Below are 15143 nucleotides of genomic sequence, written 5' to 3' on the forward strand. Positions count from 1 at the left end.
CCTTTTATATTTCAACTAAATCAGAGCAAACAATTTTATCTGTCGGAAAATAAACTGTTGCCCATGATAACCCTACTCCAAAACCACATCCGAGATGAGTTAATTGCTTTTCTCTCAATTGCTCCTTTAATTCTGTAACCATAGTCAAAACTATACTTGCGGAACTTGTGTTCCCAAAATTTCTCAAAGAATAGGGCACCTTTTCTTCTGCCAATTTCAGTTTTTTACGAATTTTCTCGTTCATAAACATATTAGCTTGGTGAAATAAGAAATAGTTTATAGAGTCCAGATCTAATTCGTACTTCTCCTCTATTTTTTTTATTGATTGGGGTGGTTTAGTTATGCCAAAAGAAAAGACATTCATTCCGTCTAGTACCAGATCTGTTCTATTCCGAATAATATCTGACTCAACTTCAATATCAATAAGAGATTCTGCTGTAAATCTATTACGATTTCCTCCATCTGGAATAATTATAGCATCGTATCCACTACCATTTGTTGCCAGATGGAACTTAAAACCCTCTGCCCCTTCAACATATTCTAAAGCTGTTACTGTAGATGCATTTCCAAATAAAGGATAGGCACTCTTATCATTAAATCCGGTTTGGTTACTAACTGTATCACCGGCAACTAATAACATTTTTTTTAGTTTGCCTGAATTCCCTAATGAAGCAAGCGCACTTAAACCATATACCCATCCGGAACATCCTAACGAAATATCAAGAGCATAACACTCTTCATCTAAACCCAATCGATCTTGAAAGATACAGGATGTTGCAGGAATTAAATATTCAGGATTTTGAGTTACTAATATAACCGCCTCAACATCTGACTTTTTCCATTGAAGATCTTCCAATATCTTTTCAGCCGCAGCTAAAGATAAATCTAAAAAAGTATGAGTGTTATCAACATGACGACGCTCTATACCGGTAGATTTTATAAACTTATCTGCTTCATCTCCTTTAAATAAAGGATAGTCTTTATTCTCCTCTGTTCTTTTAGGAACAGCAGCAGACATCCCTCTTATTAAAATATTGTTTATCTCCAGAAAAGCCATTATATTTTATATTCTAGATTTTACAATCTTATATAAGTCTTCAATAGTTACAGCACCTTTTATATCATCGCCTTTCAACTTAGCCTCATATTCTTCATCCACCATAGCTATTATTGAAAGAGCGATCAGTGACGACCATTCTTCTAAGTTTTTAAATGCTGTATCTGATTTAAATTCACTTGCATCAGTATCATCAAACTGTGCTGCAAAATTTTCTATAAATTGATCTAGTTCCATACTATTTTACTTTTTAATTAAATTACAAATTGTTTCAATTTCGTTATTCGACAAATCGGGATAAATAGGTAAACAAAGCACCTCATCTGCCACTTTATTTGCTATAGGAAGATTGTCTTTAGATGCAGAAGCCAAGCCTCTATATGTAGGAAATTCACTTATTAATGGATAAAAATATCTTCTTCCATAAATGCTAGATTCTTTCAACTTCTCATACAAAGTATCCCTCGAAAGACCATATTCTTTTGTATTAATCAGTATAGGGTAATAAGGATGAGCATGATCCACATCTTTATCTATAGACATCAAAGTTATTCCTTTTGTTCCAGATAATAACTTATCATACAAGTCTGCTATTTCCTTTCTTCTCGAGATATATGAATCTACATGTTTGAGTTGCAATAAACCATACGCCGCTTGAACTTCATTCATTTTGGCATTTATACCAGGTTCTATTACGGTTACTTCGTCTTTGAATCCAAAATTTTTGAGTAAATCAATCCTTTGTTTCGTTTTTTCATCCTGACAAATAATCGCTCCCCCTTCAATTGTATTGAAAACTTTGGTTGCATGAAAACTCATAATGGAAAGATCTCCCCAATTGAGAATCGAATTCCCATCCTTCTTTACACCAAATGCATGCGCCGCATCATATATAACCCTCAAGCCATATGTATCTGCAATATCTTGTATCCTTTGTACATAACACGGATTACCATATACATGCACCGGCATTATAGCCGTAGTCTTAGGTGTTATTGCAGCCTCTATTTTATTAGGATCAATATTCAGATATTGAGACTCTATATCTACAAAAACAGGTTTTATATTATTCCACCACAAGGAGTGTGTGGTTGCTACAAAACTATAAGGAGTAGTAATAACCTCACCTGTAATCCTTAATGCTTGCAAAGCTGTAATAAGAGCCAAAGTTCCATTTGAAAATACAGATAGATATTTAACTCCTAAATATTTAGCTAATTCTTCTTCAAATTGTTGATGGAAAGGACCGTTATTAGTCAACCACTTATTATCCCATATATTTTGTAAATAAGGGATGAATTCCTCAAGTGGCGGAAGTGCCGGCTGAGTTACAAAAATATTTTTACTCATAATTATATCCTAGTCTTAAGTAGCTTCTAATACTATAATACTATCCATTCTTGTGGATAAAATTTACCTTCTGATGCTATATCTTTATTTTCTATGTAATAAGTATTATCCTCTTGATACCATTTTTGAGGTGCGATAATCATCTTATCGAGATTAGCATTCAAATATGCTGCCCACCAGCTAAAAGTGCTATTAGCAATTATATTATGCTGGCACTGACTCATCAAGTAAAGATCCATATAGCTATCAGAGCCATGATTAATATCTATAATCCTAACGTTTTCATTCTGAAATGACTTCTTTACAAAATCAATATCATCCGAAAATATATAAAAGACAGGGTTATCAGTACATTCTCTAACTTTCGAAATCGCCTCTAAATAATATGCTTGATCTAAAATACAAAAAAGGTTACTGGAGCTGTAATCCCCTCGTCTTATATGTACTGAAACCGAATTTGTATTTACAATTTCTTGTAAAACTAATTTATTTTCCGCATTTACTGTCTTTGGATGCATTTCCTCTCGAAGCTGATCTTTAATATCATCAAAATAGGAAAAGAAAGACCAATTACCAGAAAGCCATATATTACGATTTCTCAGATTCAACACCCCTTGATTATAAGAAAAAGGACTCTTTTCTGTTATATAGCAAGGTTTCCATAACTTGCTTAAAATACGAGGCTTCAGACTTCTTGTTCTTTTATACTTAATATTAAAGTATTCGAGATCAAATATCCGTTTAGTTGTGTTCTTGAAATCCTGATTAAACCAATCTAAACATAGATATAACTCAGCATTATTAAGCCTTGCCATGTTTTTGGCTGTCGCATATTGAAATAATTGATTTCCCAAACCTCCATAAAGTGAGACTTGAACCATTTTCAAATAATTTCCCATTTTAATAGTGGACGAATTCCCCCTCCAAACTTTTCAAAGTATGTACCTTCGCGACCTTTCTCATGCATTTCGAAAAATAAAGCATTATCTACTCGAGTCAAAACTTGAGATGAGTTTTTAACCAGAAGAAGAATTAGGCTATATAAATTAGTATTCAACAGATTAGCCGGAATATTACATTTAAAAAGCTTCTCTCCTCTTTCGCAGCTAACAACAGCTGTTGTAGTTACAAATACTGTAGCCCCAACTTCATCACAAAATGATAGACTAAGATTAAAATTATCAATTCTTTCCTTAAAATCTATTTTAAAACAACATTCAAAAGCTTCATCAATATATAACACCCCATGCTCATTATTTGTTGAAATATAAATTTCTTCAAGAACTAGATTGTCTTCTGATGTTTTAATATGTTGATTTACATTGTTTGTTATACGAAGGCTATCGCGAGTACCCGCTATATATCTATTTATTGTACTATCAATAGATCCTGAATAAGTCGATATTCCATTCTCAAGAAGTAAACCTTTCGTACATAAGCTTTTAACAGCTGTCATATTATGGCTTACAAAAAGCACAGTACGTCCGCCTCCTTGCGAAACATCTTTCATTTTACCTATTGCTTTCTTCTGGAATTCGGCATCCCCAACAGCTAAAACTTCATCAACAACCAATATTTCAGGCTCTAGATGCGCAGCCACAGCAAACCCTAGGCGAACTGTCATCCCTGAAGAATATCGCTTTACAGGTGTATCAATATATTTCTCTATTCCAGAGAAGTCTACTATTTCATCAAACTTACTAACGATTTCTCTTCTTGTCATTCCAAGAATAGCTCCGTTCATATAAATATTCTCTCTCCCAGTCAATTCACTATGAAATCCGGTACCAACTTCGAGTAAAGAAGCAATACGTCCTTTAGCTTTAATTGAACCTGTAGTTGGTGAAGTAACTCTCGAAAGTATCTTAAGAAGAGTCGATTTTCCGGCTCCATTCTTACCTATAATACCTAAGACTTCCCCTTGCTCAACACTGAATGAAATATCTTTTAATGCCCAAACATAATCACTAGTGGCTTTTATACTACGGTCATTAACTTCACCAACTTTTAAGTAGGGATCTTCTTTACCGCGCATCAAATGCCACCACCTGTTTAAGTCATGAGTTAAAGTTCCTGTACCGATTGTACCCAAACGATATTGTTTTGAGATATTCTCAAATTCGATTGATATATTTGACATATTAGAATGTTCTACGTTATTTTATTATACAATATCTACGAATCGACGTTCAACCTTATTAAAGGTAACAATCCCGATCAAGACAACTACAACAGTAAATATACTGCTATATAACAATCCTCCCCATGAAAGATTTCCTGTACCTAGCATTCCAAACCTAAAAGCCTCAAATATTGATGACAGAGGATTTAATTGAATAACCCATTTCAATGCTCCATATTTTGCAGGAATAGCAGACAATGGATAAATCACGGGAGTAATATACATCATTAGTCCGATAGCAAATGAAAACAATATATTCAAGTCACGGTATTTGATCGTTACTGATGAAATAATGATACCAATACCAAAACCAATACCTGCCATCATAGTTATCAGAAGAGGAAACAAGAGTACATAACTGTTTACTCCAATAGGAGAACCTTGAAATAAAAAATAGATATAAATGGAGAAAAATAACAACAATTGAATAAACATCTTCAGAACTGCAGAAACTAGTCCTGCAATAGGCACAACCAAACGGGGAAAATATACTTTGCTAAAAACTCCTGCATTTCCCATAAAGGTTCCAGAGCTACGACTCAAGCAATCAGTAAAATAGTTCCAACATAGAACACCTGCCATATAAAACAACATAGGTGGTAAACCATCTGTCGATATCTGAGCAATTCCACCAAATACTAAAGTAAATATAAGAGTAGAAAAAATAGGCTGAATAAAAAACCAAAGAGGCCCTAGTATTGTCTGTTTGTAAGTTGAAATAAAATCGCGTTTAACATACAGATATAATAAATCCTTGTATCTCCATACTTCTTTTAAGTGTAGATGAATTCCTTTTTCCTTAGGCTTAATAACGATATCCCAATCATCGTCTTTTGCTGTATTCATACAATAGTTAAGTAATTAAATGAATTAATATCAGACAGCAAAGATAACACTTTTATGGAAATTGAATCTATCATATTCCAATATATAGAAGCATTATGTTAATTTACAAGGATTCATTTATGTTAATTAACTACATTCAGTAGCATTATGTCTCATACAAATACCTCTTTATGCTTTTTTTAGGAGTCTTTTCGAACTCTGTAGGATAAATATGGATTGTAGAAATAGTTTCATAATTAGATACCGATTTATTCAGAACCTGTCTATTCTCCTCCATTACTATATCTAATGTACTAGAAGATAAACCTGTTGAATTCATCGCTTCATAATCGGGGTATACCAAAGCCACCAGCTTATTATTACGACTTACAACCAGTGATTCTGTAACGTAGGGCAAATTATTTAATTTGGCCTCTATCTCTTCAGGAAAGATATTCTGTCCACTAGCGCCTAATATCATTGTTTTACTTCTTCCTCTAAGGTAAATTCTATTATTTTCGTCGATAGTACCCAGATCTCCAGTCTTAAGCCATCCGTCAGTCGTAAAAGCAGCATTAGTAGCCTCTTCATTTTTATAATACCCCTTCATTACATTCTCTCCCCGAACTTGTATTTCTCCAAGAGTATTATAAGGATCAGGAGAATCTACACGTACTTCCATTATAGACAAAACTTTGCCACACGAAGTTGGAACAAAATCATAATGGTGATCATACGAGATCAAAGGACCACATTCCGTCATGCCATACCCTACTGTAAATGGAAATTTTATTTTATAAAGAAAACTTTCGACTTCTTTATTGAAGGCTGCTCCACCAATGATAACTTCTCTAAAAGAACCTCCAAGAGCATCTATCAATCCTTTTCTTATTTTTGCATATATCTGATCTTTAACAATAGGTATCTTCAGTGCCATCTTAATGCTTGATTTCTCTAGCTTAGGCAAAATAGCTTTCTTATATAGTTTTTCGATAACCAACGGAACGGTAACTATAAGATTGGGCTTTATCTCAGAAAATGCAGCAGCTAAAATCTTAGGAGAGGGTGCTTTTCCTAATAAGGTTACGTGAACACCTTCTGACAGTGCATATAAAAAATCAAACGCACAGCCATATGCATGTGCTAGAGGCAAGAAAGAAACAACCCTATCCCCTCTGAATAATAAATCTAATGTTTTAGCATAAGTTACATTTCCTGCCAGATTATTAGCTAACAGCATAACACCCTTACTAAACCCCGTAGTTCCCGATGTGTAATTAATTAGTACAACCTCTGAATTATCAACATCAGCATATAATATATCTTCTTTCGAAAACCCTTTTGGATATTTAACCTCCATATCATTATCGAGATTTCTAATAGCTGACTTTATATGCTTTTTACTGTTATCATATATACATGAGAAATCAGACAAGCTAAATATCCCCGTCAAATGAGACATTTGTCCTTCTTCCAGGCTTTCCCAAATAGAATCACTAACAAAAAGAAGTTCCGATTCAGAATGATTTACAATATGGTGAATATTATCAGGATGGAAGTCCTGTAATATCGGAACAACAACTGCTCCATATGTAATGGTAGCCATATAAACCATACACCATTGTTGTGTATTCTTACCAATCAGCGCAACCTTTGTACCTTTTTTTATTTCTAGTTTATCAAACAAAATATGCAAACGAGCAATTTCTTTTGCCAAATCTTTATAAAATAAGACATCTGTGTCTCCATAATCGGACAGTGCGGGTAAATCCCAGTTATATTTAAAACTATCCTCATATAATTTGATAAAATTTTCTTTAATCATAAAAATTGCTCATTTTTTCGTTATTTGTGCAAAAATAGATACAGAAATGGTATTTGCAAACTTTTTTAACTTCAATATTGATCCATTTTATGTATTTTTGCAAGTTATTTATAATGTATAATTATATTCTACTGAGTATCAATACATACTTGGTCACATTTGTTTAATAAATCAATGATAGATAATACTATATTCGAAAATAAGCTTGCCGCTTATCTTACTTTAGGCTGCAAGTTGAACTTTGCCGAAACTTCGGCAATAGGTAAACAATTATCAGAAGTAGGTGTACGCAAAGCCCGCGAAGGGGAAATTGCCAACATCTGTGTAATAAATACTTGTTCGGTTACTGAGTTTGCAGATAAAAAATGCAGACAAGCCGTAAGAAAGCTAATTAAAGAAAATCCCGGAGCCTATGTTATAGTAACCGGTTGCTATGCACAACTTAAACCCGATGATATAGCCTCCATAGAAGGTGTAGACATTGTGCTTGGTGCTGAACAAAAGCTAGATGTAATAGCTTATCTTGACGAACTTAAGAAAAAAGAAAAAGGAACCGTTTTTACCAGTAAAACTAATCATATAAAGACATTCGTCCCTTCATGCTCGAAGGATGACAGAACCAGATATTTCCTTAAAGTACAGGATGGTTGCGACTATTTCTGTTCTTTCTGTACCATCCCTTTTGCACGAGGAAGAAGCCGAAATGGAAGCGTTGCCGATTTAGTTAAGCAAGCCGAAGAAGTTGCAGCAAACGGAGGTAAAGAAATTGTATTGACAGGTGTAAACATTGGTGATTTTGGAAAAACCACAGGCGAAACATTCTTCGATCTAGTAAAAGCTCTGGATAATGTAGAAGGAATTGCACGTTACCGCATCTCGTCTATAGAGCCAAATCTGCTGACAGATGATATTATTGAATTTGTTGCGCGATCTAAACGTTTTGCTCCGCATTTTCATATTCCATTACAATCAGGTTCTGATACTGTATTGAAGCTGATGAAAAGAAAATATGATACAGCTTTATTCAGACATAAAGTAGAAAAAATAAAAACTGTTCTTCCTCATGCCTTTATTGGTGTAGACGTAATCGTCGGCACTAGAGGTGAAACAGATGAATATTTTGAAGAATGCAGACAATTTATTGAAAGTCTTGACATTTCTCAACTCCATGTATTTACATACTCTGAACGTCCAAATACACAAGCTCTAAAAATAGATTATGCAGTGGGCGTTAGAACTAAGCATGCCAGAAGCAAAGCATTACTTGACATCTCGGATAGAAAACTCAGAGATTTTTACCTTTCTCAACAAGGCTTATTAAGAAAAGCTCTGTTTGAACATTCTATTCATGACAATAAGATGTATGGTTTTACTGAAAACTATGTAAAAATAGAACGCGAATACGACGAGCGACTTGTAAACGTAGTAGGTGAAGTACATTTAGGAGGATTAAACATGGAAGGAACAGCAGTAGTTCTTCAATAAGACAAGAGGATGAATTATATAATATACAAAATAATATACGCTTTACTATACATACATGCTCTATTACCATTAAAAGTGCTGTATATACTATCCGATATATTATATATTCCTGTATATTATATTGTAAGATACAGGCGCAAAGTTGTAAGAACCAATTTAAAGAATTCTTTTCCTGAAAAGAATAAAAAAGAATTACTCGAAATAGAACACCAGTTCTATCATCATTTTTGTGATTACTTTGTTGAAACCATCAAACTACTTCACATTACAGACGAAGAAATAAAGGAGCGCATCAACTTTAAGAATATTGAATTGGTTGACGATCTTATGAAGGATGGAAATTCGGCTATCATGTATTTAGGTCATTATGGCAATTGGGAGTGGGTACCATCAATCACTCTTCATGTTAATAAAGACACCTTGCTAGGTCAGATATATCGCCCTCTCAAGAATAGAGCTTTCGATAATATATTCCTAAAAATAAGAAGTAGATTTGGTAGTGTCAGCATTTCCAAAAACAATACATTGAGATCTATTATTCAATACAAGCAATCGGGTCAAAAGGTTCTTATCGGATTTATGTCCGATCAGACCCCAGCTTGGAATAATATACATTATTGGACTACATTCATGAATCAGGACACTCCTGTATTCACAGGTGTAGAGCGAATATCTAAACAAACAGGTTTCTCAATAACTTATCTCGATATAAAAAAAGTTGCAAGAGGTAAATACGATTGCGAAGTGAAGCTAATCTCAGCAAACCCTAAGGAAGAGCCTGAATTTACAATCACTGAAAGATATATTAGAGAGATGGAAAAAACCATCTTACATAATCCCGCTTATTGGCTATGGACACACAAACGTTGGAAACATAAGAAAGAAGATTTCGAAAAGAGATGAAAAAAGTATCTGTTGTTATACTTAATTGGAATGGAAAACATCTTCTTGAACAATTTCTTCCATCTGTAGTAAAATATACAGACAGCAATATTGCTGACATTATTGTTGCAGATAATGCCTCCTCAGACGACTCTATCTCCTTTATTCAAGAAAACTACCCTACTCTATCTATTATTCGATTATCTGAAAACTTTGGATATGCTGAAGGATATAATCAAGCACTAAAACAAATAGAGACCGAATACTCTATCCTTCTCAATTCGGATGTAGAAGCAACTGCCAATTGGTTAGCACCAATGATCAACTTTCTGGATGCACATCCTAATATCGTTGCAGTTCAACCTAAAATACTTGCCCAACAAAATAAAAACTATTTTGAATATGCAGGAGCCTCAGGAGGCTTTATTGACAAATATGGATACCCTTTTTGTCGCGGACGCATATTTGACTCATTAGAGGAAGATGAAAATCAATACGACCAGCCTATTGATATATTTTGGGCTTCGGGAGCATGTTTAGTTATTCGCACAAAAGAATATCTAAAAGCAGGTGGACTAGATGCATCTTTTTTTGCTCACATGGAAGAAATAGACCTTTGCTGGAGACTTAATGCCCGGGGACTTAAAGTAGTATGTATTCCACAATCGGTAGTTTATCATGTAGGTGGAGCAACCTTAGCTGGTGAGAACCCCAAAAAGACCTTTCTTAATTTTAGGAATAACTTAGTTATGCTCTACAAAAATCTAGATGATAAAGCCTTTAGAAAAATTTATAAAGTGCGATTCTTTTTAGATTATTTAGCTGCATTACAAATGATACTAAAAGGTAAAACTAGTAGTGCAAAAGCAACACATCAGGCACATATTGAATTCAAAAAAATAAAAAAGAATTATAATAGCCTCAGAGATGAAAATCTAAACAAACAAACCTCTGAGAATATAAAAACAATTTACCCTAATAGTTTACTTTGGCAATTTTATGTAAAAGGACATAAAACATTCAAACTTCTTTCTTGGAATATTCAAAAATAACTGCCTCTCAACTCCTTCTGTATAATATATTTATGTAACTCTCTTAATCTTTATTTAATACTCGCTTCTCAGACAGAGAAAACCTGCCTATAAGAGCATTAAAACACTCATTATTAACTGTATTCTCACAGAAAAACCGAAATAGATATTTATACTTGAGAAAACTAATAGCAAGTTTTGGCTCAAAATAAACAGCACAACATTTTCCATTCTTTTTCTAACATAATTCTCTTCTAAAATTACACACTTCAAAGACTATCTATATCTAACAAAAAAGAATAGACTTCAATTATCAGTTTACATACAACATCAATATATACAACTATAACTAGAGAATAAATTTAACATCTTCAACCGCTACTATAATAGTTTAAAAACCTATATATCTTCACTATAACAAAACTATCGATATACACTAATGGAATAATCGCCTTATCAAGTACACCAATAGGATTTAAATACGCAAAAAGAATAAAAGAAAACTGAAATATAGAAATATACATTTTTTATCAATAAAAAATAAGATACTAAAATAAGATGATTCAAGTAAGTAATCACAACTACTATAAAATAAAATGAAAGATTATCCCAATTAAGTTCTTCTTTTACATAGGTAATAAAGGCTTAAATAAAGGAACACTATAAAAAAGCTCTTTGACTAAAATTCAAATTATATTCAGAAAATACAACAAATAGTAATATAGAATAGTATAAATACTCGAAACTACTTAACATTTTAGACCAACCAACCAATATCATAATCACTTAATAGATAGACAATAAAAAACTCCACCAATATACATTGATAGAGTTTCTATTTATATAAGATATTAAATATCTATATCACATAACTTTTTCTATAATCTTTTGAAGTGCTATATTTTGAGAAGTATCGGACAAATTTATCCAAGTAATATCAGTGTCTCTTTTAAACCATGTCATCTGTTTGCGAGAATATATACGTGAATTTTGTTTTATCTTCTCTACTGCAAAATCTAAAGTCCATTCACCATCTAAATACTTAAATAATTCTTTATAACCCACCGTATTTAGTGAGTTATTCATTCGTAGAGGATAAAACTTTTCAGCTTCTGCTAATAAGCCATCTTTCATCATTTCATCCACACGTATATTTATTCTTTGATAAAGCTCTTCCCTATCCCTCATCAATCCAATTTTGATGATTTCAAAAGGACGCTGCTTCACTGTATTAGTCCGAAAAGAAGAATAAGGTTTACCCGACATTAGGCAGACCTCTAAAGCATGAATCACTCTTTTATAATTTTTCAGATCTACTTGATCGTAAAAAACAGGATCTAATATCTTTAATTGTGAACGAATAGGCTCTAACCCCTCTTTTTCAAAACGATCATAAAGCTCTTTGCGGAGAGCATCGTCAATGGTAGGAACTTCGTCAATCCCTTTACATAATGCATCGATGTACATCATTGATCCTCCCGTCACAATAAGCACATCTAAAGTTTCGTGTAACTGCGATATTATTTTTAATGCTTCGCTTTCAAACTCACTTGCACTATAATAATCTTCAACACTAAGAGTGCCGACCATATAATGAGGAACTCGAGATAATTGATTCTCGGTAGGAGCGGCAGTACCTATCGAAAGACCTTTATATAATTGACGTGAGTCTGCTGATATTATCGGACAATTCCAATATTCAGCAAGACTCACGCTTAATTCCGTTTTACCAACTCCGGTTGGACCTAGCAGTACAAGAAGTTTCTTCATCAAAAATTTTCACCATCTGACGGAGGCAGAGCATCGTCTAAACCATCAAAACCTTCTGCATCTAATTCATCCAAATCATATCCTTCATCTCCGTAAAAATTCTCACCAGTATCTATAACCGTACTTTTTACTTCGAAATCATTGAAATCTACAAATTGAGCCGGTGCATCACCTATCGATTTTGTACAAATGGCTTCATCCAAGTCTTTTCCTGTAATAATCTCTCTTAGTTCAATAAAGAAAGATCGTTCAGTCATATAGTCAAAAACATACATAAGTTTTTGCTTTTCGTCTTCAAGGAAATCATTCAATACAGAATCTTCCATTATATAGGAGTCTTCTTCCGAACTTGTATCCATTTCGGTCAAAGTTATTTCACGCTCTTTTTCCCAGTTATCACTACAAATAAAGAACGAAGACATTTCACCCTCTTTGTAATCTACTGATGAAAGAATAGCATTGTGTAAATCCAGAAAAGTTGCATCAGCATCTATCTGAATTTCTCTTTTGAAATCCTCCACTTCATCTGACAACATTAAAAACCTAAATACCATGAGTCTAGCTAATTATTTTCTTTATTAATTAATATGTTCAACTATCTATTTCCTGAATGTTTAATTATAATTACCATAACTTATGATATTTATCTAAGAAACAAATAGGGTTTGCGTTCTTATTTATTTTTCAAAGTTATACAAAAGAATTATATCTAAATTACTGTATCGTTATCTTTTTCGTATTTTTATTGTAAATAGGTAGAACGTGTGTTGTATCTGATTGCAGACAAAAATCGGCAACATCCAAAAGCCCATGTGCTTCCAACCGTTTCATATGCTCGCCTCTCTTTATATATGCGAGAATATCAGGCTTTGCCTCTTTCCACATAGATAAAGCTACACCCGCAGCATCAAAGCCTGCATTATATCCTCCTTTGTCAACTAATATCTCAGCCAAAGCACCGCCAAACAAGCTATCTTCCAGATTAAATTTATCTTTCCATCCCGCACATAGTACCAAAACATCTTTCTTTTGAGAAAGACAGAAATCAGCTATTGTCGAAATATTAGAAAAAGACCCAATTATCAGACAAGAGCAATCTTCCGCCATATCTATGGCATGAGTACCATTAGTTGTAGAAATAACAACATCTTTTCCCTCTACTTTTTCGCGAGTATATTCAGATGGAGTATTACCAAAATCACCAAATTCGAATTTCACTACATTTCTTTCTCCTCCTACTAAATACCCTTTGTCTTTGTACGCCTTAGCCTCTTCTACCGTTGCTACGGGCATAATACTCGCAGCTCCATTGTTAAGAGCCATACACATGGTAGTAGTAGCACGGAAAATATCTACTACAACTACAATAGTATCATTATTTTCTACATAATAAGGATATAAAATCGGGGAAAAACAAACGTCTATTTTCATCTTTAACTATTCTTTTATGCTCTAAAATCGTCCCACTTCTTTAGTAAACATTAATCAACAATAAATTATCTGCATAAATATTGTATAAATGAGCATGTGACTTATATAAACAAAGCTACAAAAAAATAATAGGCTATAAAAGCTATAGACAGTACTTATTCCGATTTAGTAAACTTATATAAAATCACTATCTTTACACGCTCAACTAAAAAATCAAGCCTATTTATTGCTTTTACAAAAAACTGACTCATATAAAGCAACGGGCATTTACTTTATACAAAGAATAGAATGATACAAATAGATGATGCCATAGTAGCATTAGATGTTATAGAAGAAAATTTTATCTGCGATCTTTCAGCCTGCCAAGGAGAATGCTGTGTAGAAGGTGAATCGGGAGCCCCTCTCGAGAATGAAGAGGTCGAAATTATCGAAAAGCTATTACCCGCAATATGGGACGATCTATCACCCAAAGCTCAAGAAGTTATCAATGCACAAGGTGTTGCATACAAAGATAGAGATGGCGACATGGTTACTTCCATCGTGAATGGAAAAGACTGTGTATTTACATACTATGATGAGAAAGGAATATGTAAATGTGCTATCGAAAAAGCACACAAAGAAGGCAAGACCGATTTTTACAAACCTATTTCTTGTCACTTATACCCTATAAGATTAGAAAAATTCAGAGAGTTTACAGCAGTAAATTATCACAGATGGCGTATATGCAAAGCAGCAGTGTTATTAGGCAATAAAGAAGGATTACGAATCTATCAGTTTCTGAAAGAACCTCTTATCCGTAAGTTCGGCAATGCTTGGTATAACGAATTATGTATTGCGGCAGATGAATATAAAGAAATGAAAAAGAATGGGTTGACTAAATAAAGTCAACCTTTTTTATTCTGAGGATTTATTTAATAAAATTCTCGAATAGACTATTTATATAGGGACGTTCAAAATCTTCGACTTTAATAATATTCCCATTCACAACAAGCAGATCAACATCTATCTTAATAATACCTCTCGATTTTTCTTCTGCGTGTCGCCCGATTTCTGATTCTATCATCTTTAATCTTTCAGTAATTGCTAAGTCATCATCATCTGAGTTAATCAATGCCAATTGATTAAAGAAATCACTCTGATAATTATCACCAAAAGGCTCGGTGTTAATCATTTCTGAAAACATTACATCGGGATAATACTTACTAAGCAGGTAACGGCAACGAGACATATTTTCTGTCCTGTTTTCGTTCGAGCCCATGCTTATAATAAATGTATTCATAATCGGATACAAATATACATTCATTT

At 33.4% G+C, this 15143-nt stretch carries 15 protein-coding genes; 4 read left to right on the forward strand and 11 right to left on the reverse strand.

All coding sequences use genetic code 11. From position 1 onward, the window contains the following. Positions 1-4: 4 nt before the first annotated feature. The 7 genes from IR022_RS07835 to IR022_RS07865 all read right to left on the reverse strand — a co-directional run bounded on the left by IR022_RS07835 (position 5) and on the right by IR022_RS07865 (position 7239). Positions 5-1057: a ketoacyl-ACP synthase III gene (locus IR022_RS07835; RefSeq protein WP_194203293.1), complete on the reverse strand. Its 1053-nt coding sequence runs from the start codon at positions 1055-1057 to the stop codon at positions 5-7. A 6-nt stretch (positions 1058-1063) separates the two neighbouring features. Next, on the reverse strand, positions 1064-1294 hold the full coding sequence (locus tag IR022_RS07840) for an acyl carrier protein (RefSeq protein ID WP_194203294.1): 231 nt from the start codon (positions 1292-1294) through the stop codon (positions 1064-1066). Positions 1295-1300: 6 nt separating this feature from the next. Next, on the reverse strand, positions 1301-2407 hold the full coding sequence (locus tag IR022_RS07845) for a DegT/DnrJ/EryC1/StrS family aminotransferase (protein WP_194203295.1): 1107 nt from the start codon (positions 2405-2407) through the stop codon (positions 1301-1303). A gap of 32 nt (positions 2408-2439) precedes the next feature. Continuing rightward, the gene (locus IR022_RS07850; protein WP_194203296.1) at positions 2440-3306 is read right to left on the reverse strand and encodes an alpha-1,2-fucosyltransferase; all 867 of its coding nucleotides are present in this window, start codon (positions 3304-3306) and stop codon (positions 2440-2442) included. Beyond that, on the reverse strand, positions 3291-4547 hold the full coding sequence (locus tag IR022_RS07855; RefSeq protein WP_050709410.1) for an ABC transporter ATP-binding protein: 1257 nt from the start codon (positions 4545-4547) through the stop codon (positions 3291-3293). Before IR022_RS07855 ends, IR022_RS07850 begins: the two co-directional genes overlap by 16 nt. A 24-nt stretch (positions 4548-4571) precedes the next feature. Then, entirely contained in the window at positions 4572-5435 is an 864-nt protein-coding gene (locus IR022_RS07860) for an ABC transporter permease (RefSeq protein ID WP_050709411.1), read from the reverse strand. 145 nt (positions 5436-5580) lie between these two features. Next, entirely contained in the window at positions 5581-7239 is a 1659-nt protein-coding gene (locus tag IR022_RS07865; protein WP_194203297.1) for an AMP-binding protein, read from the reverse strand. Positions 7240-7413: 174 nt separating this feature from the next. On the opposite strand from IR022_RS07865, the gene mtaB reads away from it, so the two are divergent. The 3 genes from mtaB to IR022_RS07880 are packed head-to-tail and all read left to right on the forward strand — an operon-like array spanning position 7414 to position 10658. Further along, positions 7414-8724: a tRNA (N(6)-L-threonylcarbamoyladenosine(37)-C(2))-methylthiotransferase MtaB gene (gene mtaB / locus IR022_RS07870; protein ID WP_194203298.1), complete on the forward strand. Its 1311-nt coding sequence runs from the start codon at positions 7414-7416 to the stop codon at positions 8722-8724. A 9-nt stretch (positions 8725-8733) separates the two neighbouring features. Next, a complete protein-coding gene (locus tag IR022_RS07875) occupies positions 8734-9627 on the forward strand; it encodes a lysophospholipid acyltransferase family protein (RefSeq protein ID WP_194203299.1) in 894 nt (297 codons plus the stop codon). Further along, positions 9624-10658 carry a glycosyltransferase family 2 protein gene (locus tag IR022_RS07880; RefSeq protein ID WP_194203300.1) on the forward strand — a complete coding sequence of 345 codons (1035 nt, stop codon included), beginning with the start codon at positions 9624-9626 and terminating at the stop codon, positions 10656-10658. The genes IR022_RS07875 and IR022_RS07880 overlap by 4 nt, the downstream gene beginning before the upstream one ends. A gap of 843 nt (positions 10659-11501) precedes the next feature. On the opposite strand, the gene miaA is transcribed toward IR022_RS07880, so the two are convergent. The 3 genes from miaA to IR022_RS07895 all read right to left on the reverse strand — a co-directional run bounded on the left by miaA (position 11502) and on the right by IR022_RS07895 (position 13838). Next, complete coding sequence (miaA, locus tag IR022_RS07885) at positions 11502-12407, reverse strand: tRNA (adenosine(37)-N6)-dimethylallyltransferase MiaA (RefSeq protein ID WP_194203301.1); 906 nt, start codon at positions 12405-12407, stop codon at positions 11502-11504. Continuing rightward, positions 12407-12961 carry an IS1096 element passenger TnpR family protein gene (locus IR022_RS07890; RefSeq protein ID WP_110310672.1) on the reverse strand — a complete coding sequence of 185 codons (555 nt, stop codon included), beginning with the start codon at positions 12959-12961 and terminating at the stop codon, positions 12407-12409. The genes miaA and IR022_RS07890 overlap by 1 nt, the downstream gene beginning before the upstream one ends. Before the next feature lie 160 nt (positions 12962-13121). Further along, positions 13122-13838: a 2-phosphosulfolactate phosphatase gene (locus tag IR022_RS07895; protein WP_194203302.1), complete on the reverse strand. Its 717-nt coding sequence runs from the start codon at positions 13836-13838 to the stop codon at positions 13122-13124. 288 nt (positions 13839-14126) lie between these two features. Here IR022_RS07895 and IR022_RS07900 point away from each other — a divergent pair, with 288 nt between their 5' ends. Further along, positions 14127-14720, forward strand: a complete 594-nt coding sequence (locus IR022_RS07900) for a DUF3109 family protein (RefSeq protein WP_194203303.1) — start codon at positions 14127-14129, stop codon at positions 14718-14720. A gap of 25 nt (positions 14721-14745) precedes the next feature. Here IR022_RS07900 and IR022_RS07905 read toward each other — a convergent pair whose 3' ends face one another. Then, positions 14746-15117, reverse strand: coding sequence for a 2-amino-4-hydroxy-6-hydroxymethyldihydropteridine diphosphokinase (locus IR022_RS07905; RefSeq protein WP_157258280.1), 372 nt, complete (start codon positions 15115-15117; stop codon positions 14746-14748). Positions 15118-15143: the final 26 nt, after the last annotated feature.

The organism is Dysgonomonas sp. GY617 (assembly GCF_015233815.1).
GTDB lineage: Bacteria > Bacteroidota > Bacteroidia > Bacteroidales > Dysgonomonadaceae > Dysgonomonas_A.

Coding starts and splice junctions, on each gene's coding strand:
- IR022_RS07835 (WP_194203293.1), bottom strand. CDS start 1,057: ATGGCTTTTCTGGAGATAAACAATATTTTAATAAGAGGGATGTCTGCT.
- IR022_RS07840 (WP_194203294.1), bottom strand. CDS start 1,294: ATGGAACTAGATCAATTTATAGAAAATTTTGCAGCACAGTTTGATGAT.
- IR022_RS07845 (WP_194203295.1), bottom strand. CDS start 2,407: ATGAGTAAAAATATTTTTGTAACTCAGCCGGCACTTCCGCCACTTGAG.
- IR022_RS07850 (WP_194203296.1), bottom strand. CDS start 3,306: ATGGGAAATTATTTGAAAATGGTTCAAGTCTCACTTTATGGAGGTTTG.
- IR022_RS07855 (WP_050709410.1), bottom strand. CDS start 4,547: ATGTCAAATATATCAATCGAATTTGAGAATATCTCAAAACAATATCGT.
- IR022_RS07860 (WP_050709411.1), bottom strand. CDS start 5,435: ATGAATACAGCAAAAGACGATGATTGGGATATCGTTATTAAGCCTAAG.
- IR022_RS07865 (WP_194203297.1), bottom strand. CDS start 7,239: ATGATTAAAGAAAATTTTATCAAATTATATGAGGATAGTTTTAAATAT.
- mtaB (WP_194203298.1), top strand. CDS start 7,414: ATGATAGATAATACTATATTCGAAAATAAGCTTGCCGCTTATCTTACT.
- IR022_RS07875 (WP_194203299.1), top strand. CDS start 8,734: ATGAATTATATAATATACAAAATAATATACGCTTTACTATACATACAT.
- IR022_RS07880 (WP_194203300.1), top strand. CDS start 9,624: ATGAAAAAAGTATCTGTTGTTATACTTAATTGGAATGGAAAACATCTT.
- miaA (WP_194203301.1), bottom strand. CDS start 12,407: ATGAAGAAACTTCTTGTACTGCTAGGTCCAACCGGAGTTGGTAAAACG.
- IR022_RS07890 (WP_110310672.1), bottom strand. CDS start 12,961: ATGGTATTTAGGTTTTTAATGTTGTCAGATGAAGTGGAGGATTTCAAA.
- IR022_RS07895 (WP_194203302.1), bottom strand. CDS start 13,838: ATGAAAATAGACGTTTGTTTTTCCCCGATTTTATATCCTTATTATGTA.
- IR022_RS07900 (WP_194203303.1), top strand. CDS start 14,127: ATGATACAAATAGATGATGCCATAGTAGCATTAGATGTTATAGAAGAA.
- IR022_RS07905 (WP_157258280.1), bottom strand. CDS start 15,117: ATGAATACATTTATTATAAGCATGGGCTCGAACGAAAACAGGACAGAA.